The organism is Candidatus Borrelia undatumii (assembly GCF_020882015.2).
Lineage (GTDB): Bacteria > Spirochaetota > Spirochaetia > Borreliales > Borreliaceae > Borrelia.
Genome location: NZ_CP086555.2, coordinates 389,216 through 406,868, shown reverse-complemented (window position 1 = coordinate 406,868; position 17,653 = coordinate 389,216). Strand labels below are relative to the sequence as shown.

The window sequence follows — 17,653 nt, the reverse complement described above, 5'->3', positions numbered from 1 at the left end:
AATAAAGGCAATGAGGGCATTGATTCAATTGTTTGGGCTGGTTTTGATTTTAGGTGCTTGTAGGGTTAAGCAGGGGGAAGTTCAGAATCTTGTAGGTCTTTTAGGAGAGTTAAGTAAGAATGGGCTGGATAGATTTCTTATTGTTGATAGGATAGTTGACATTTACATTAGAAACAAGAATTATGAGAAAGCTTTAATGATTGTAAATCAAGGAATTGCTAGTGATGGGAGCAGTGAATATTATCCCTTGTATTTTTATTTAATGGGAAATGTCTATGCTGCTATGAAGGAAGATTTAGTGGCTTTTACCTATTACAGGTATGTTGTTAGCAATTTTGATGATTACGTTTATGAGAATAGTTCTATAAAAGTAAAAATTGCTAAAAGGGTGATTGGCTTGAATATTGAAGCTGGTAACAAGATTCATTATTATAAGTTGTTGATTAACAGCGGTTCCGATGGTGTTAGGGAGGAAGATAAGGCTAGTTATTATTATAATCTTGCCCTAGATTTGGAGAGTGTGCAGGATTACGACGAGGCATATTTTTATTACAAAAAATTGCTTTTGGTGCCAAGGTCGAATTTGAAAATGGACTCTAGGGATTATTCTAACGTTATTGCTAAAGTTAATCACTACAATAATCCGGAGTTTGTGGTTTATAGAAATTTGAGTGATTTAATTCAGGATGTTAAGGGGTGTATTTATTCTGGGAATACGGCAAAGCTTTTAGGTATAAGGGATAAGCATAATTTCTTTATTCAGAGCTGGGATCAAAGAGGGGGGAGGGGTAATTCAATTAATACGAACAGTTTTTTAACAACGATGATTAAGCTTGGAAGTAGGCGGAAAAACGGAATACAGTTTGCAAATAGTTTTGAGGCTGATTCTAGTGATGGTATCTCTTATCTTGAATCTACCGGTTGGGAGCACATATGGGAGTGGTATTTTGTCTTTAAAAAAATCTCTTATCCAAAGGATCCAAAAATTAATAATGGGTGGGCTTGGATAGGAGTTTATTTGGGGAAAAAATAAGGAGACTTAATGTGGATTTACTTCATGTCCTTTTTAAATTTTTTCTTTTATTTTATTCTAACGCCTCTGCGATCAAGGATTCTGCATCCGGGGCGAGTGTGGAGAGGTTAATTGATTGGGAGAAAAAGGTTGTTTATTTCGACATTAGTAAAACGGTAAGCGAGGATAGGCTTGGTAGAGTTGGACTTAACTCTACCTCTAAATTGATGTTGGACATTAATGATTTTAAGGATTCCTTAATAAGGAGGTCTCTTTTTGAGATGGTAATCGATTCTGATAATACTTTCAGAGATTATTTTGATTCAGACCCCAACCTGATACTTCATTTTTCAGGACTTGATAGTATTTTAAAAAGGAGCTATATAAAGTATTCGGAGGATTTAAGAAGTATAACTATTAGGTATAAGCTTTGTCTTTTCCCTGATTTTATTGACTTGTTCTTGTCTCACGACAAGCCTTATAGGGCTTTTTATCCATTAATGAATACGGGTGATGATCGGTTTTATACTGGCATTGTTATTTATGTAGGGGGGGAATATGAATCCCCATCAGGTTCTATTAGATTAAGAGATTCTTTTTTTGTCAAGATTTATGATGAAAACGTTAAACTTTATTTTGATAAGAGAATGGTTGAGCCAGATGCATTAAGAAGATGGGGAATGCTTGAGTATACGAACGATATTTCTTATATTAATAAAGATAGGATTGGGGATTATCCTTTAAAATTGGTTGCTAGGGGAATTTATGGTAGGAATAGGTCAGATATAATACTTGATGAATTTTCTATTGGTAAGTTATTTTCAAATAAAAATAATATTAACCTTTTAAGAGAGGGTAGACTCGTTGTCATAAGGTGAGATGTTTAAAATATAAGTTTAATACTTGTCTTTTTTAAGATAATCAATTAATATGGTACAAGAGTTTGTTGTAAGGGAAGATGGTGCCCTTATAGCTCAGTTGGTAGAGCACCACCATGGTAAGGTGGGGGTCGTCGGTTCAAGTCCGATTGGGGGCTTTTTGTACGAGGGGTGTTATGGGTAGGAAAAAAGGGAAAGGTGCTGTTGAGCTTGTGGCTTTGGTGTGCGAAGAAACGGGTATTAGGAATTATACGACCACTAAGAACAGGCGTAATAGGCAGGAAAAGTTGGAGCTGATGAAGTACTGTCCGATACTCAGGAGGCATACTCTTCATAAAGAGGGGAAGATAAAATAACTGTGAGTCATAGGTCAGTAGTTCCAATGGTAGAACGGCGGTCTCCAAAACCGCATGTTGGGGGTTCGAATCCCTCCTGACCTGTCGTCTTGGTTTGTTGAAGGGGGGGCTTTTAGTGTTTAAATTTATTAGGGAAAGTTTTTTGGAGCTTAAGAGGATAACTTGGCCTAGGTACGGTGAAGTAATAGGTAACGGAAAGCAAGTTTTTTGGTTGGTTCTTTTTGTTTCGATGTTTCTAGGCGCGGTGGATTATGTTATGTACCTTGCTGTAGCTCACGTGTTTTAGGGGAGATTATGTCTAGGGCTTGGTATGTGTTGCAGACTTTTTCCCAGTATGAGAAGAGAATAGAACAGGAGATAAGACTTTTAGTAAGTGAAGGTGTTTTGGGTGGTGAGGTTTTAGATGTACGAGCACCCATAGAGAAAGTAGAGGAAGTTAGGGGTGGGAAGAAAAGAGTGAGAGAAAGGAAGATTTGGCCGGGTTATGTTTTGGTTGAGTTGGATCTTCCCGAGGTGGGGTGGAGAGATACTGTGGCTAGTCTTGTTAAAATACCGGGTGTTGTGAGTTTTGTGGGTACTAGTAAGGATCAAAAACCTCTTCCTATTAGCGATGAGGAAGTGAAGAATGTGTTTATGCTTACTGGAGAAATTAAGGCTGATAAATCCATTTTTGTACTTTATGATTTTGAAGAAGGGGAGAGGGTTAGAATTAAGGGGGGGCCTTTTGATTCTTTTGAAGGCGCTATTGGATCTATCGATTATGAGAAAAAGAAATTAAAGGTTGCGGTTCAAATTTTTGGAAGGTCGACTCCTGTTGAGGTTGATTTTCAACACATAGAGAAGATTTAATAATTAAGATGGGAGCTTTAAGAGCGTTATTACCATAAGGAGTTGTTTATGTCTAGGAAAAAGAAAGAAGTTGCTTGGGTGAAGTTGCAGGTACCGGCTGTGCAGGCTGCTCCGGGAGCTAAGATAGGGCAGGCTCTTGGGCCTCATGGTGTAAGTGGTCCTCAGTTTGTTAGGGAGTTTAATGAGAGAACGGCTAGAATGGAACCTGGGATCGTTGTTCCTGTTATTATTACTGTTTATAGTGATAAAAGTTTTTCGTTTGTTGTCAAAACTCCGCCTGCTTCTGTTTTGATAAAGAAGGCCATCGGAATTGAGACGGGTTCTAGGAAATCAAATACGGACAAGGTTGGAACTATATCTAGGGAAAAGATAGCAGAAATTGCGAGGGTCAAGATGCCCGATTTGAATGCAAAAACAGAAGTGGCGGCTTTTAAAATTATTGCAGGGAGCGCCCGCTCAATGGGCGTTGAGGTGGAAAAATAATGGCTAAAGTAGGGAAAAAATATATTCAAGCCTTGTCTAGGGTAGATAAGCTTATGTCTTACAACATAGATGATGCAATATCTTTGTTAAAGGAAATTAAATTTGCTAAGTTCGATGAAACCATAGATGTTTCTATTAATCTTAACTTAAAGAAGAATCATACAGTCAGGGATACGATCGTCTTACCAAATCAGTTTATGAGAGAGAAAAGAATACTTGTATTCGCAAAGGGAGATAGAGCGGGGGAAGCTATAGAGGCTGGTGCTACTTATGTTGGGGATGATGATCTTCTTAATAAGGTTAAGGGTGGATTTGATGAATTTGATATTGTTGTTGCAACGCCTGATATGATGAAGGATGTGGGGAAGCTTGGGCCTATTTTGGGCAAAAGGGGATTAATGCCAAACCCCAGGACGCAAACGGTTACAAACGATGTACGGGGTGCGATCAGTAGCCTTAAGAAAGGACGTACGGAATATAGGGCTAATAAAAATGGTGTGATAAGTTTTTCTATTGGTAAATCTTCTATGGATAATGAGAAGATAAGGGAAAACTACGATGAGTTTATTGGGGAATTGCTTAAGAAGCGTCCTAGTGATTTAAAGGGTACTTTTGTGGATAGTGTTTACATTTCATCTACTATGGGGCCTTCTGTGAAGATTGATTTTGTTTAGGAGTTGGTTTATGAGTACGAAGATAAATCCTAGGAAGGTGGAAATGTTTAATTTATTTAAGGGCTTTCTGAATGGTAAAGATAATATTTTTTTTCTAGATTACAGGGGGTTAACGGTAGCGGAGCTTACTAGACTTAGGGGTAGGATAGAGGATGAGAAAGGTGCTTTGAGGGTTGTGAAGAATAATATAATGAAGCGAGTTTTGAAAGAGAAGAACATAAATGGACTTGATCCTTACCTTTTAGGACCAACGGCTGTTGTGACTGCTGTTGATGAGGCTAATGCCGTTGTGAAGATTTTTTATGAATTTGTTAAAGAGAGCTCTTTGAAGGTTAAGGGAGGTTTTGTTTTAGGTGAAGTTTATGATGAAGCCAGGCTTAATGAGTATGGCAAACTTCCTACTAGGAAAGGGGCTATTTCTTTGTTTGCAAATGTACTTAAAGCCCCAATTTCAAAACTTGCAAGAATATTAAAGGCTTTGTCTGATATTAAGGTTTAATGAGGGCAGTGTTAGTCTTGATTGAGTGCATGCTATCGCTGTTTTATAATAATACGAAAGGAGTAAAGTTAATATGTCACTAAGTAAAGAGGATATTCTAACATGGCTTGAGGGAGCTAAAACAGTTGAGATTGTTGACCTTATAGCAGCTATTGAAGAAAAGTTTGGAGTTACTGCTGCTTCTGTTGCTGTTGCGGCTGGGTCTGGGGCTTCTGGTAGTGTAGCTGAGGAGCAAACAGAGTTTGATGTAATTCTTGTATCTTTTGGGGATAGTAAGATTAATATTATTAAGGAAGTGAGAGCTATTACTGGCCTTGGGCTTGGAGAGGCTAAAACTTTGGTTGAGGCTGTTCCTAAAGCAGTTAAGGAAGGCGTTTCAAAGGCAGATGCGGAGGAGATAAAGAAGAAGCTAGAATCGGTTGGTGCAAAAGTTGAAATTAAATAAAGCGATAAAAATATTGAAAATTTATTTTTCCACATGCTGGATAATCGGCGTGTGCTTTATTGTGTCTTTAAAAGGAGTCTTTTAATGATAAAGAGGGTTCACCTGGGGCAAGGTAAGGCAGAAGAAATTCTAGACTTGCCTAACCTGATAGAAATACAATTGAATTCCTACGAGAAATTTTTGCAGCTTGGGAGATTAAAGAACGGGGAGCCTTTTCTTAATGAAGGGCTTGAATCTGTTTTTAGGAACGTTTTCCCTATAAGGAGTAGCAATGGCGAAGTTGCTCTTGAGTATGAGAGATACTATATTGAAGATGATTCTATTAGTTTTACTGAGAAAGAATGTAAGAGGAAGGGGCAAAGTTATGAGGCTGTTTTAAAGATAAGGTTGAATTTGCAGTTTCTAACAACAGGAGAGATAAGACAGAAGGATGTGTATATGGGTACTATTCCTTTAATGACTGATAGAGGAACTTTTGTTGTAAATGGTGCTGAAAGGGTAATCGTTTCTCAGATTCATAGGTCTCCTGGGGTTGTTTTTTACAAGGAAAAGGATTTGTATTTTGCTCGTATTATTCCTTATCGGGGTTCTTGGTTGGAGTTTGAGATTGATTCAAAAAAAGATTACCTTTATGTTAAGATAGACAGGAAGAAGAGGATACTTGTTACTCTTTTTTTAAGGGCATTGGGACTTGATACCAGAGAAAAGATCATTGACACCTTTTACAACATTAAAAAGATTGAGGTAAGCGAAAATACTAAGAGAGAGATTGCGGGGCAATATTTAGCCGTAAATGTTAACATAAAAGAGAATATGACTTATCGGGCAGGAGATAAGATAACTTTACAGGATATTGAGGATTTTTTACAGAATGGTATAGGGGAGATAAGTCTTATTGATTTTGATGGTTATGATGGTGTTCCTGGAAAATATTTTATTAGTTCTGATATCATTTTAAATTGTTTTGAAAAGGAAGATGCTTATTTTTCTTTAAAGGATGGCCTTAGGGAGCTTTCAAAAGAATCGGTGATGCTTGCTGTTTATAATGTACTTTTGCCAGGAGAGCCAATATCGGTTGATAGTGCTGAGAATGATTTAAAGACAGTATTCTTTTCGGAGAAGAGGTATGATCTTGGGCATGTGGGTCGGTATAAGCTTTCTAAAAAATTTGGACTTGATGATTTGACAACCTCAGTTCTTACTATGATGGATATTGTAAATACTATATCTCATCTTTTAAGGATATATGATGGGCATGATACTCTTGATGATATTGATCACCTTGGTAATAGAAGGGTTCGTTCTGTTGGGGAGTTGCTTACGAATATATATAAGGGAGCGATGGCTAGGGTAGAGAAAATTGCAAAGGATAGGATGTCCAATAAAGAGGTATTTAATCTTAAACCTCAGGAACTAATAAGTGTTAAGCCTATTGTCTCCGCTGTTAAGGAGTTTTTTGCAACTAGTCAACTTTCACAGTTTATGGATCAAGTTAATCCTTTGGCTGAGTTGACTCATAAAAGGCGTCTTAATGCTTTAGGTCCGGGTGGGCTTTCAAGAGACCGTGCGGGTTTTGAAGTAAGAGATGTTCATTATACGCATTATGGTAGAATGTGTCCAATTGAAACACCTGAGGGTCCTAATATTGGTCTTATTGTTTCGCTGGCTACTTATTCTAGGGTAAATGATTATGGATTTTTGGAAACTCCTTATAGGAAAGTAGTGGGTGGAAAGGTTACTAGTGAGATAGAGTATTTATCTGCGATTGATGAGGAGAAAAAAATTATTGCACAGGCGAATGCTGATGTTGATGCTGATGGTAATTATGTTGATAATTTGATTTCCGTTAGGGTCTCTGGTGATTATACTACTATGGTACCCAGGGACATAGATTGTATGGACGTTTCCCCTAGGCAGTTGATTTCTGTTTCTTCCGCGTTGATACCTTTTCTTGAACATAATGATGCTAACCGTGCTCTTATGGGTTCAAATATGCAACGACAAGCGGTTCCTTTATTGTTTCCTCAGCCGCCTATTGTTGGTACTGGAATGGAGAGGGTAGTTGCTAAATATTCTGGTGTTGTTATTAAGGCAAAGAGGTCTGGTACAGTTGTATTGGCGACAAACAGAAAAATAGTTGTCAAGGCAAAGAAAGGCGATGGTGTTACTGACTTGGATGAATATCATCTTTCTAAATATGAGAGAACTAATCAGGATACTTCTTTTAATCAGACGGTTTTAGTTAAAGAGGGGCAGGAAGTTAGTGAGGGTGAGATAATTGCCGATGGACCTGCTACTAGGTACGGAGAACTTGCTCTTGGGAATAATTTGTTAGTTGGTTTTATTCCTTGGAATGGGTTTAATTATGAGGACGCCATATTGATCTCTGAGAGAATTGTAAAGGAAGATCTTTATACTTCAATTCACATTAAAGAGTTTAGTATTGAGGTTAGAGAAACTAAACTCGGCCCTGAGAAAATTACTGCAGATATTCCCAATGTAAGCTCAAAGATATTGAGTAAACTAGATGAGAATGGGATTGTAATAATAGGAACTTACGTAAAGCCGGGCGATATTTTGGTTGGTAAAGTTACGCCAAAGTCGGAGGGGGATATTACTCCTGAATTTAGGCTTTTAACGTCTATTTTTGGGGAGAAGGCAAAAGATGTTAAGAATAATTCGCTAAAAGTTCCACACGGTACTGAGGGTACTGTGATTGATGTACAAAGAATTACAAAGGATGATGTTGGAAATCTTCCCCCTGGAGTTGACGAGATATTGAAGGTTTATATTGCAAAGAAACGAAAACTTAAGGAAGGCGATAAAATGGCGGGTAGGCATGGAAATAAGGGAGTAGTTGCAAAAATTCTTCCGGTTGAGGATATGCCTTATCTTTCTGATGGGACACCTCTTGATATATGTTTAAACCCTTTGGGGGTTCCTTCCCGTATGAATATTGGGCAGTTGATGGAATCTCAGCTTGGGCTTGCTGGGAAATATCTTGGTGAATATTACGATATTCCTGTTTTTGAGTCTGCTACTAATGAGCAAATCCAGGAAAATTTAAGGAGAGCTGGGTTTAATGAGACATCAAAGGAAGTTTTATATGATGGGTATACGGGGGAACCGTTTGAGAATGAGGTGATGGTTGGGGCTATATATATGCTTAAGCTTCATCACCTTGTTGATGATAAAATGCACGCAAGGTCTACAGGCCCTTATTCTCTTGTGTCTCAGCAGCCCCTTGGGGGCAAGGCACAGTTTGGTGGTCAGAGGCTTGGAGAGATGGAAGTTTGGGCGCTTGAGGCTTATGGGGCTGCGCATACTCTTCAAGAGTTATTAACGGTGAAATCTGATGATATGTCGGGCAGAGTTAAGATTTATGAGAATATTGTTAAGGGTATTCTTACTAATGTATCTGGCATTCCTGAATCTTTTAATGTTTTGATGCAGGAGTTAAGAGGTCTTGGGTTTGATTTATCGATCTATGATGATAAAGGAGATCAAGTGCCTTTAACAGAGAAGGAAGAAGAGTTGATTAATAAAACTTAGGTTTTGGGGTTTCTATGAAAGAGATAAAGGATTTTGAAAAAATAAAGATAAAGATAGCCTCACCTGATCAGATTAGGAATTGGTCTTATGGTGAAGTCAAGAAGTCTGAAACTATTAACTATAGAACTTTAAGGCCCGAAAAAGATGGACTTTTTTGCGAGAGGATTTTTGGAACAACGAAAGAATGGGAATGTTATTGTGGCAAGTTTAAATCTATAAGATATAAGGGTATTATTTGTGATCGTTGTAATGTTGAGGTAACTCATTTTAAAGTTAGGCGTGAAAGAATGGGGCATATTGAGCTTTCAGCTCCAGTTGCGCATATCTGGTACTATAAGTATATTCCTTCCAGAATTGGTCTTTTGCTTGACGTTACTGCTTCTAATTTGAATTCTATTCTTTACTATGAGAAGTATATTGTAATTGAGCCAGGTGATACTGACCTTAAGAAGATGCAACTTTTAAGTGAAGATGAGTATTCTGAGGCAAGGGAGAGGTATGGAATGTCTTTTAACGCTTCAATGGGGGCTGAGGCGATCAAGACTTTGCTTGAAAATCTTGATCTTGATGAGCTTTCATCTAAACTTAGAGTTCAGATGATCGATAAAGATGATAAGACGGATAAGAAGCTTTTAAGACGACTTGAGATTATTGAGAATTTTAAAATTTCTGGAAACAAACCGGAATGGATGATTATGGATGTTCTTCCTGTGATTCCTCCCGAGATTAGACCTATGGTTCAGCTTGATGGGGGTAGGTTTGCAACTTCTGATTTAAATGATCTTTATAGGAGAGTTATAAACAGGAATAATCGTTTAAGGAAGCTTCTGCTGTTAAATGCACCCGAGATTATTGTTAGAAATGAGAAGAGAATGCTGCAGGAATCGGTTGATTCTCTTTTTGATAATTCACACAAGAGAAAAGTTGTTAAGGGGTCATCGAACAGACCGCTTAAGTCTTTGTCTGATGCGCTAAAGGGCAAGCAGGGTAGATTTAGGCAAAATCTTCTTGGAAAGAGAGTTGATTATTCTGGTCGTTCTGTAATCGTTGTTGGACCTGAACTTAAGCTACACCAGTGTGGTATTCCTTCAAAGATGGCACTTGAGCTTTTTAAGCCGTTTGTGATTAGAAGATTAATTGAGAGTGAGTCTGTATTTAATATAAAGAGGGCAAAAAGTTTAATTGAACAAGAAGTAGATGAAGTGTGGCAAATTTTAGATGATGTTATTAAGGAGCATCCTGTGCTTTTAAACAGGGCGCCAACGCTTCACAGATTGGGAATTCAAGCTTTTGAACCGGTTTTAGTTGAGGGAAAGGCGATAAAACTTCACCCTCTTGTTTGTCATGCTTATAATGCTGATTTTGATGGTGATCAGATGGCTGTTCATGTTCCCTTGACCCCTGCAGCGCAAGCGGAGAGTTGGGCCTTGATGTTGTCAACTAATAATTTGTTAAACCCTGCAAATGGGCATCCTATTGTATTCCCTTCTCAGGACATTGTTTTAGGCCTTTATTATTTGACTATGCAGAGGAAAAATGTGGTTGGAGAGGGACGTAAATTCTTGAATTTCAATCAAGTTCTTCTTGCGGTTAATAGTAAGAGTTTGGATTACAATGCGAAAATCTATGTAAAGGTTAACGGTGAGTACGTCGAGACTACTTCGGGTCGTGTTGTATTTAATGAAGCTCTGCCAGATAAGGTTAGGTTTGTAAATAAGACGCTTAGCGATTATGAATTACAGGCTTTGATTTCTGAGGTTTATGTTGTGCATGGTTCTTCCATTGTAATTGAGATGCTAGATATTATTAAAGAACTTGGGTTTAAATACGCTACTAGATTTGGGTGTACAATAAGTATGAGCGATATTATTGTACCTAGAGAGAAGAAAGCATATGTGGATAAAGCTAGTAGAGAGATCGCAAAAATACAGAGTGATTATACTAGAGGTGTTATTACTGGAGAAGAAAGATATAACAATGTTATTTCTGTCTGGTCAAAAACGAATGAAGAACTTACTACGAAGATGATGGAAGTTCTTAAGGGAGATAGAGATGGATTTAATGTTATTTATATGATGGCTGATTCTGGTGCGCGTGGAAGTAGGAACCAGATAAGACAACTTGCAGGAATGAGAGGATTGATGGCCAAGACCTCTGGGGATATTATTGAGCTTCCAATTATTTCTAATTTTAAGGAAGGATTGTCTGTAATAGAGTTCTTTATATCTACAAATGGTGCGAGGAAGGGGCTTGCGGACACAGCCTTAAAGACTGCGGATGCTGGGTACTTAACTAGACGGCTGGTGGATATTGCCCAGGATGTTGTTGTTAGAATAGAAGATTGTGGGACTATTAATGGTATAAAAGTTGAGGCCTTAAAAAATGGGGAAGAGTTAGTTGAGTCTTTAAGAGAAAAGGCTGTGGGGAGTTATTCAATTGAGCGGATAAAGCACCCTATTACAGGGGAGATTGTCTTGGATGTAAATGAGGAGATTACAGAAGCTAGGATAAAGTTATTGGAAACTATTGGCGTTGATAAACTTGTAATTAGATCCGTTTTGACTTGTGAAGCTGAACATGGAGTTTGTCAGAAGTGTTATGGACGAGATTTTTCGAATAATAAACCTGTAAATATTGGTGAGGCTGTTGGGATAATTGCGGCTCAGTCAATAGGTCAACCTGGGACACAGCTTACTATGAGGACTTTTCACATTGGAGGAGTTGCGCAAGCTGGTAGTGAGGACGACAAGATTTCGCTTAAGAACACTTTTATTCTTAATGGAATAGAAGGTTTTAATGTTAAAGTTGATAATGGTTTGCTTTTTACAAGAAAGGGGATTTTAAGGATAGTAAATGTTGTTTATGAGGAAGATGTTAAATTTATTAAGGAAGTTAAGGTTCTAGATGCTCAGAAAGTGATTAAGGGCATGCCTTTGTTTGTCAATAATGAAGGTATGGATGTATTATCATCTCATATTGGCTTTATTAAGATTATGGATGATAGGTTTATGATTGTCTCTGAAGAGCAAGAGGTACCCTTAAGAGCGGGCACGAGGCTTGAAATTGAGGTTGGAGATTATGTTGAAGCTGGGAGCGTTATTGGAATGTTTGATCCTTTTGCAGAGCCTATTATTGCTGAGGCTAGGGGTAGAGTTAAATTTAAGGACATTATTTTGGGCACAACCCTTAAAGAGGAGATAAACCTTGAAACAGGTAATATTGAAAAGAGAATTACAGACCAGGTTTTTGAGTCTCTTGATCCTAGGATTTTAATTATTAATGATAGGGGCGTTGAGGTATCATCTTATGTTCTTCCTGGAGATGCTTATCTTCAGGTTGAGGATGGACAGGGTATTAATATTGGAGATATTATTGCTAAGCTTTCTAAGGGTTCTGAGAAAACGCAGGATATTACAGGGGGTCTGCCTAGGGTTAATGATTTATTTGAGACGAGGATTCCTAAGAACTTGACTGAGATGGCTAAGGCAAGTGGGGTTGTTCATTTTAAGGCAATTCAGAAGGGTAAAAGACTTATTAATGTTTTGGATGAGTATGGGGTTGAGCATAAGCATTATATTCCCGCTGGAAAGCATCTTTTGGTTAGGGATGGAGATATTGTGAAGGCTGGGGATATGCTTTGTGATGGAAGAATTAATCCGCATGATGTGCTTGAAATTCTTGGTGGAATTAGCTTGCAAGAGTTTTTGTTAGAAGAGATTCAGGATGTTTATCGTAAACAGGGCGTAAGTATTAATGATAAGCATATTGGGGTTATTATTAAACAGATGATGAAGAAAGTTAAGATTGTATCTGTAGGTGATACCAACTTTGTTTATAATCAAAAAGTGGATAAGCATACTTTTTACGAACAAAACAAGAGGGTTATTGAGCAGGGTGGTGAGCCTGCTGTTGCTAGTCCAATTCTTATTGGGATAACGAAAGCATCTCTTAATATAGATTCGTTTATATCAGCTGCTTCTTTCCAGGAGACTACTAAGGTTTTAACGGATGCTTCGATTGCAGGTAGGGTTGATGACCTTAAGGGCTTGAAAGAGAATGTTGTAATTGGTCATTTAATTCCTACTGGAACAGGGATGAATTTATATAAAAGAATTAAAATAAGGGAAAATGTAGAAGACGGGAGTTTAAATTGACAATAGATTATATATTTGTTAGAATCCTTTTGGTAATGGGAAAGGAGGGCAGTATCGAATGCCTACAATTAATCAACTAATAAGGAAGCCTAGAAAGAGTCAGAAGGAGAAGACGGCGTCTCCTGCGCTTCAGAATTGTCCTCAAAGAAGGGGTATTTGTACCCGTGTAATGACAGTTACGCCTAAGAAGCCAAATTCGGCTTTAAGAAAGGTGGCTCGTGTTAGACTTTCGAATGGGTTTGAAGTAACGGCTTACATCCCAGGTGTTGGGCATAATTTACAGGAGCACTCGGTTGTTCTTATAAGAGGCGGAAGGGTCAAAGATTTGCCGGGTGTTAGGTATCACATTATTAGGGGAGCTAAGGACACTTTGGGTGTTAACAATCGTAAGAAAGGACGTTCTAAGTATGGAACCAAGAGGCCTAAAGCCTAGGGGGTGTTGGATATGTCGAGAAAGAGTAGAAAAATTAAAAAAAAGGTTTTCGTAGATGCTAGGTATGGCTCTAGAGTCATTGCTAAGTTTGTTAACAGAATGATGTATGATGGGAAGAAATCAACAAGTGAGGCTATAGTTTATAGCTCTATCGATATGCTTGCAGAAAAGCTTGAAGAAAGTGATAGAGTAGCTGCTTTTAGTAAGGCTTTGGATAACATTAAGCCTTTGGTGGAAGTTAGGAGCAGGAGAGTTGGTGGGGCTACTTATCAAGTGCCTGTTGAGGTTAGAGAAGAGAGACGTGAGGCTTTGGCGATGAAATGGATAATTTCGTCCGCTAGGAAGTCTAGTGGTAAGTCGATGCAGGAGAAATTAGCTAATGAGCTTGTAAATTCTTACAATGCTACAGGTGCTGCTTTTAAGAAGAAGGAGGATACTCATAGAATGGCAGAGGCGAATAGGGCTTTTGCTCATTATAGATGGTAGGGCACCTTTTTAAGGTGTTTTTTTTATGTTTATTTTAATTGGTTGGAGGTTAGTTTATGTTGAAAAAACTTGTTTTGCTTTTTTTGTGCCTAGGATGTTCAAATCCGAAAAATGAGGCTGTGGTTCCTAGTACTGTTTCTGTAATAGTTGATGGTATTTTTGATGATAAAGGCTTTAATGAGAGTTCTTCTAATGCAATGAAGCAACTTGAGAGAGAGTTTGGGGTTAATATAATTGAGAAGGAATCCAGGGCTTCTGATTATTTGGGAGATATTGGAGGATTAGAAGACGGTGGTTCTAGTTTGATATGGGGACTCGGGTTTAAATTTACGGACGTTTTTTTACAAAAGGCCAGAGAGAACGCTAATGTTAATTATGCAATCGTTGAGGGTTCATACGTAGAAGATATTGAGTTGCCTGAAAATTTAGTGAGTGTAAACTTTAGATCAGAAGAAGGAGCCTTTTTGGTGGGTTATATTGCAGCCAAAACTTCTAGAACAGGGAGGATTGGATTTTTAGGGGGGATTGAGGGAGAAGTAATTAATTCATTCAGATTTGGATATGAGGCTGGGGCTAAATATGCAAATAAGTTGATTGATGTAAATGTACAGTACGTTGGGACATTTACTGATCTTTCATTAGGGCGCTCAATCGCAAGTAAGATGTATAATGATGGGATTGATATAATATTTACGGCAGCAGGGCTTTCAGGACTTGGGGCAATTGAGGTGGCAAAAGAAATGGGAGAAGGGTATTATGTAATTGGAGTTGATCAAGATCAGTCATACCTTGCGCCGGATAACGTACTTTTGTCATATGTTAAAAGGGTTGATGTAGTAATGCTTGATATGACAAGATCTTATTTGGAGATTGGTAAGTGGAGCGACAGAAATAGAATGGAGTTTGGACTTAAGGATGGAGCCCTTGATTTAATCTTTAATAAGTCGATAAATCTTAATCTAGAAGAGGACTACGATATTTTATTGGAAGTCAAGAACAGAATAGTTAGTGGTGAGATTGAGGTTCCCAGAAATGAGACGTCTTATAATACTTTTATTGCAAAATTAGTTTCATAAAAGATACCATACCTAGTTTATAGTATTTCAAGTTTTATAAGGGAATGAATTCGTATTTACTGGTTTTTGTGGGCATAATAGGGACATTTGCCCGCAATCCTTTAACGATTTCAAACTCTTTTTCTAGCTGTCTATCATCCATTAAAGCGTTTTCATTAAGGCTTCGTCATAGGAATGGTCATTTAGGAAACAAGGTGTTGATATCCCTAAAGGTTTAGCGGGCCTGAGTAAATGATCACATTGTAGGAATAATTCAAATAACCATCCTTCTCCATTTCTACACCCCTCCCATTTTTTGGCATCTCAATTATTGCAGATCCTGCTTCTGTGGACACTATGTCAATTCCATCGCTATACAAAATTTTACAGTAAAACGATTGGTGTTAAATATTTAATTCCAATCAATTTTGATGAATGTTAATGAGTTTTTGAGTATTTATAGTCTATAATTTATTGGGTCGGATTGTGTTGATTTTTGTTCAAGGAGAGAGGGTTTTCTTTCTGCTGTTCGTGTGTCCGGGTGTGTTTTGTATTGAAATTTAAAAAATTTTGAATCTGTTTTGTTAGGAGAGGGCAGAGTTGTTTAAAAATATTTGTTTTATTTCTTTTTTTTTATTTGTGTCTTGTGTTAAATCAGAGGAATCTTCTTTATCTTTTGGTGGGAAATTTACTATGGGAATTGTGGCTGAGGCGGAATTTAAAGATAAGGGGTTTCTACAAGGCGCTTTTGAGGGAACCGTGAAGGTAAGAGATGAGTTTGGAATAAATCTTATAACAAAGATTTTAACACCTTACCCTGTGAAGGGGAAGGAACTTATGACAAAAGAAGAGGCTGCGTTAGAAGATATATATTCTTTACAAAAGGAGGGAGCCAATTTTATTTGGTTAATTGGTTCTCTTTATTCAGGGAATTTATTGAGATTGTCATATGAAAATCCTAATGTTTTTTATGGAATCGTAGATCCTATTGACTATGGTTCTCTTGGTATTAAGGTGCCTAGAAATGGTTTGGGTATTAAGTTTAGACATCAAGAGGGAGCGTTTTTAGCTGGTTATGTAGCTGCTAAGATGAGTAGGCGTGGTAAAGTTGGCTTCTTAAGTTTGCCTTTTCTCGAGTATTTGGAGGATTTTTTAGTTGGGTTTCAGGCAGGAGCTCTTTATGCAAACCCCAGGGTAAGGGTATTTGTAAAGAGGCTGTTCGCATCGGGCTTTTATGATAAAAGCTCCGGCAAGTTCGCTGCCAAGCATATGTATGTTAATGATGGTGTTGATGTTATTTTCCCTGTGGCGGGGATTGCTTCTCTTGGTGTTTTTGAAGCGGCAAAGGAGCTCGGGCCTGGGCGCTATGCAATTGGGGTTGATAGAGATCAGGCATATCTTGCTCCTGAGAATATTATTACTTCTGTAATTAAAGACGTTGGAAAGGCGATATATGATCTTTCAGTAGATGCCATTAAGAACAAAAACTTTAGAGGAGGACGCATTGTTGAGCAGGGCCTAAAGGAAGGAGTTATTGATATTGTTAAAGATCCTAGTATCATTGGTGATAAGCTGGTTGAAGATCTTTTTAAACTTCAGAATGATATAATTGAAAGAGAACTTATTGTTCCTGCCACCAAATATGAGTTTGATTTATTTAAGTCAAACCTATAAACTTTTAGTTAGATTTGTTTTAGGGGGATGTAATATGGGGGGGGTGTTTTTAGTTTTATTTGCTCTTTGCCTTTCGTGCTCGGGCTCCAAGGATGTGGGGGGGGATTTTAAAGTTTCTGTGTTAATTGATGGTCATTTTGATGATAAATCTTTTAATGAGAGTGCTTGGAAGGGTGCTATTAAACTTGGGGAGGATTTTGGAATAGAGGTAGTGTCTAAAGAGTCTACTTCGAATTCTTATTTGGCTGATATTGAAGCATTAAGAGATAATGGTTCGAATTTTATCTGGTTAATTGGGTATAAGCTCAGCAATGTTTCTATTAGTGTTGCCTTGGAGAATCCAGATTTAAAATATGCAAACATTGATCCTGTTCACGAGGATGGTGTGTTGGTGCCAAAGAATTTAACAGCCGTAACTTTTAGAACGGAAGAAGGAGCCTTTTTGGTAGGTTATATTGCAGCCAAAACTTCTAGGACAGGCAAGATTGGATTTTTAGGTGGAGTTGAGGGCGCTATAGTTAATTCGTTTAGGTTTGGTTACGAATCTGGGGCTAGGTACGCAAACAAAGATATTAGTGTCTATAGTGGATATGTAGGAAGCTTTGCTGATACTGAAACTGGAAGATCAATGGCAAGTAAGATGTATAGCGATGGGATTGATGTTATTTATCATGCAGCAGGTTTGGGTGGACTTGGGGCAATTGAGGTGGCAAAAGAAATGGGGGAAGGGTATTATATAATTGGGGTTGATCAAGATCAGTCATATCTTGCGCCTGATAATGTTCTTACGTCTTCAATCAAGGATATCGGACGGGTTGTGTATATCTTAACAGCTAATTACTTAAAAACAAATACGTTTGAAGGCGGTAGGGTATTAAGCTATGGGTTGAAGGAAGGATTTGTAGGTTTTGTTAGAAACCCTAGGATGATTCCTTTTAAATTGGAGAAAGAATTAGATGATGTTTCCGATAAAATAATTAATGGCGAGATTGCTGTTCCAAATAATGAGGGGCAGTATAAGGTTTTCCTTAGTGAATTTCTTCAATAACAGATATTTATAGTTATTTAAGCATTGTTTAGTGTTGGTTAAGGCCTAGGGGTGT

The 17,653-nt window shown here is 37.8% G+C and carries 16 protein-coding genes and 2 tRNA genes; all 18 read left to right on the top strand.

The window, feature by feature from the left end; genetic code table 11:
• Nucleotide 1: 1 nt before the first annotated feature.
• The 18 genes from LKV13_RS01970 (at nt 2) to LKV13_RS01885 (ending at nt 17,598) form a co-directional block, all read left to right on the top strand.
• Nucleotides 2–1,033: a tetratricopeptide repeat protein gene (locus LKV13_RS01970; protein WP_373464038.1), complete on the top strand. Its 1,032-nt coding sequence runs from the start codon at nt 2–4 to the stop codon at nt 1,031–1,033.
• Between the two features lie 11 nt (nt 1,034–1,044).
• Nucleotides 1,045–1,890 (top strand): hypothetical protein, encoded by an 846-nt coding sequence (locus LKV13_RS01965; protein ID WP_306701190.1) that lies wholly within the window; start codon nt 1,045–1,047, stop codon nt 1,888–1,890.
• An 85-nt stretch (nt 1,891–1,975) separates the two neighbouring features.
• Nucleotides 1,976–2,048, top strand: a tRNA-Thr gene (locus tag LKV13_RS01960).
• A gap of 18 nt (nt 2,049–2,066) precedes the next feature.
• Nucleotides 2,067–2,246, top strand: a complete 180-nt coding sequence (gene rpmG, locus LKV13_RS01955) for a 50S ribosomal protein L33 (RefSeq protein WP_229088936.1) — start codon at nt 2,067–2,069, stop codon at nt 2,244–2,246.
• Nucleotides 2,247–2,257: 11 nt separating this feature from the next.
• A tRNA-Trp gene (locus LKV13_RS01950) sits at nt 2,258–2,330 on the top strand.
• Nucleotides 2,331–2,361: 31 nt separating this feature from the next.
• Entirely contained in the window at nt 2,362–2,532 is a 171-nt protein-coding gene (secE, locus tag LKV13_RS01945) for a preprotein translocase subunit SecE (protein ID WP_229088935.1), read from the top strand.
• A gap of 8 nt (nt 2,533–2,540) precedes the next feature.
• Complete coding sequence (gene nusG / locus LKV13_RS01940; RefSeq protein ID WP_229088934.1) at nt 2,541–3,095, top strand: transcription termination/antitermination protein NusG; 555 nt, start codon at nt 2,541–2,543, stop codon at nt 3,093–3,095.
• Between the two features lie 48 nt (nt 3,096–3,143).
• Entirely contained in the window at nt 3,144–3,578 is a 435-nt protein-coding gene (gene rplK / locus LKV13_RS01935) for a 50S ribosomal protein L11 (protein WP_229088933.1), read from the top strand.
• Nucleotides 3,578–4,252: a 50S ribosomal protein L1 gene (gene rplA, locus LKV13_RS01930; protein WP_229088932.1), complete on the top strand. Its 675-nt coding sequence runs from the start codon at nt 3,578–3,580 to the stop codon at nt 4,250–4,252. The genes rplK and rplA overlap by 1 nt, the downstream gene beginning before the upstream one ends.
• 10 nt (nt 4,253–4,262) lie before the next feature.
• Nucleotides 4,263–4,751: a 50S ribosomal protein L10 gene (gene rplJ / locus LKV13_RS01925; RefSeq protein ID WP_229088931.1), complete on the top strand. Its 489-nt coding sequence runs from the start codon at nt 4,263–4,265 to the stop codon at nt 4,749–4,751.
• Between the two features lie 73 nt (nt 4,752–4,824).
• On the top strand, nt 4,825–5,196 hold the full coding sequence (gene rplL / locus LKV13_RS01920; RefSeq protein WP_229088930.1) for a 50S ribosomal protein L7/L12: 372 nt from the start codon (nt 4,825–4,827) through the stop codon (nt 5,194–5,196).
• Between the two features lie 84 nt (nt 5,197–5,280).
• Nucleotides 5,281–8,748, top strand: coding sequence for a DNA-directed RNA polymerase subunit beta (gene rpoB / locus LKV13_RS01915; RefSeq protein WP_229088929.1), 3,468 nt, complete (start codon nt 5,281–5,283; stop codon nt 8,746–8,748).
• 14 nt (nt 8,749–8,762) lie between these two features.
• On the top strand, nt 8,763–12,902 hold the full coding sequence (gene rpoC, locus LKV13_RS01910; RefSeq protein ID WP_229088928.1) for a DNA-directed RNA polymerase subunit beta': 4,140 nt from the start codon (nt 8,763–8,765) through the stop codon (nt 12,900–12,902).
• Between the two features lie 58 nt (nt 12,903–12,960).
• Nucleotides 12,961–13,335, top strand: a complete 375-nt coding sequence (gene rpsL, locus LKV13_RS01905) for a 30S ribosomal protein S12 (RefSeq protein WP_229088927.1) — start codon at nt 12,961–12,963, stop codon at nt 13,333–13,335.
• 12 nt (nt 13,336–13,347) lie between these two features.
• The gene (gene rpsG, locus LKV13_RS01900) at nt 13,348–13,821 is read left to right on the top strand and encodes a 30S ribosomal protein S7 (protein WP_229088926.1); all 474 of its coding nucleotides are present in this window, start codon (nt 13,348–13,350) and stop codon (nt 13,819–13,821) included.
• A gap of 56 nt (nt 13,822–13,877) precedes the next feature.
• Nucleotides 13,878–14,897, top strand: a complete 1,020-nt coding sequence (locus LKV13_RS01895; RefSeq protein WP_229088925.1) for a BMP family ABC transporter substrate-binding protein — start codon at nt 13,878–13,880, stop codon at nt 14,895–14,897.
• Between the two features lie 579 nt (nt 14,898–15,476).
• The gene (locus LKV13_RS01890; RefSeq protein ID WP_229088924.1) at nt 15,477–16,550 is read left to right on the top strand and encodes a BMP family ABC transporter substrate-binding protein; all 1,074 of its coding nucleotides are present in this window, start codon (nt 15,477–15,479) and stop codon (nt 16,548–16,550) included.
• Between the two features lie 34 nt (nt 16,551–16,584).
• Nucleotides 16,585–17,598 carry a BMP family ABC transporter substrate-binding protein gene (locus LKV13_RS01885; protein WP_229088923.1) on the top strand — a complete coding sequence of 338 codons (1,014 nt, stop codon included), beginning with the start codon at nt 16,585–16,587 and terminating at the stop codon, nt 17,596–17,598.
• Nucleotides 17,599–17,653 lie beyond the last annotated feature (55 nt).

What these genes read in the sequence shown, in the direction of transcription:
- rplK (WP_229088933.1), top strand. Translation starts at nt 3,144, where the DNA reads ATGTCTAGGAAAAAGAAAGAAGTTGCTTGGGTGAAGTTGCAGGTACCG.
- rplL (WP_229088930.1), top strand. Translation starts at nt 4,825, where the DNA reads ATGTCACTAAGTAAAGAGGATATTCTAACATGGCTTGAGGGAGCTAAA.
- LKV13_RS01895 (WP_229088925.1), top strand. Translation starts at nt 13,878, where the DNA reads ATGTTGAAAAAACTTGTTTTGCTTTTTTTGTGCCTAGGATGTTCAAAT.
- LKV13_RS01885 (WP_229088923.1), top strand. Translation starts at nt 16,585, where the DNA reads ATGGGGGGGGTGTTTTTAGTTTTATTTGCTCTTTGCCTTTCGTGCTCG.
- rpoC (WP_229088928.1), top strand. Translation starts at nt 8,763, where the DNA reads ATGAAAGAGATAAAGGATTTTGAAAAAATAAAGATAAAGATAGCCTCA.
- nusG (WP_229088934.1), top strand. Translation starts at nt 2,541, where the DNA reads ATGTCTAGGGCTTGGTATGTGTTGCAGACTTTTTCCCAGTATGAGAAG.
- rpsL (WP_229088927.1), top strand. Translation starts at nt 12,961, where the DNA reads ATGCCTACAATTAATCAACTAATAAGGAAGCCTAGAAAGAGTCAGAAG.
- rpsG (WP_229088926.1), top strand. Translation starts at nt 13,348, where the DNA reads ATGTCGAGAAAGAGTAGAAAAATTAAAAAAAAGGTTTTCGTAGATGCT.
- rplA (WP_229088932.1), top strand. Translation starts at nt 3,578, where the DNA reads ATGGCTAAAGTAGGGAAAAAATATATTCAAGCCTTGTCTAGGGTAGAT.
- rpoB (WP_229088929.1), top strand. Translation starts at nt 5,281, where the DNA reads ATGATAAAGAGGGTTCACCTGGGGCAAGGTAAGGCAGAAGAAATTCTA.
- rpmG (WP_229088936.1), top strand. Translation starts at nt 2,067, where the DNA reads ATGGGTAGGAAAAAAGGGAAAGGTGCTGTTGAGCTTGTGGCTTTGGTG.
- rplJ (WP_229088931.1), top strand. Translation starts at nt 4,263, where the DNA reads ATGAGTACGAAGATAAATCCTAGGAAGGTGGAAATGTTTAATTTATTT.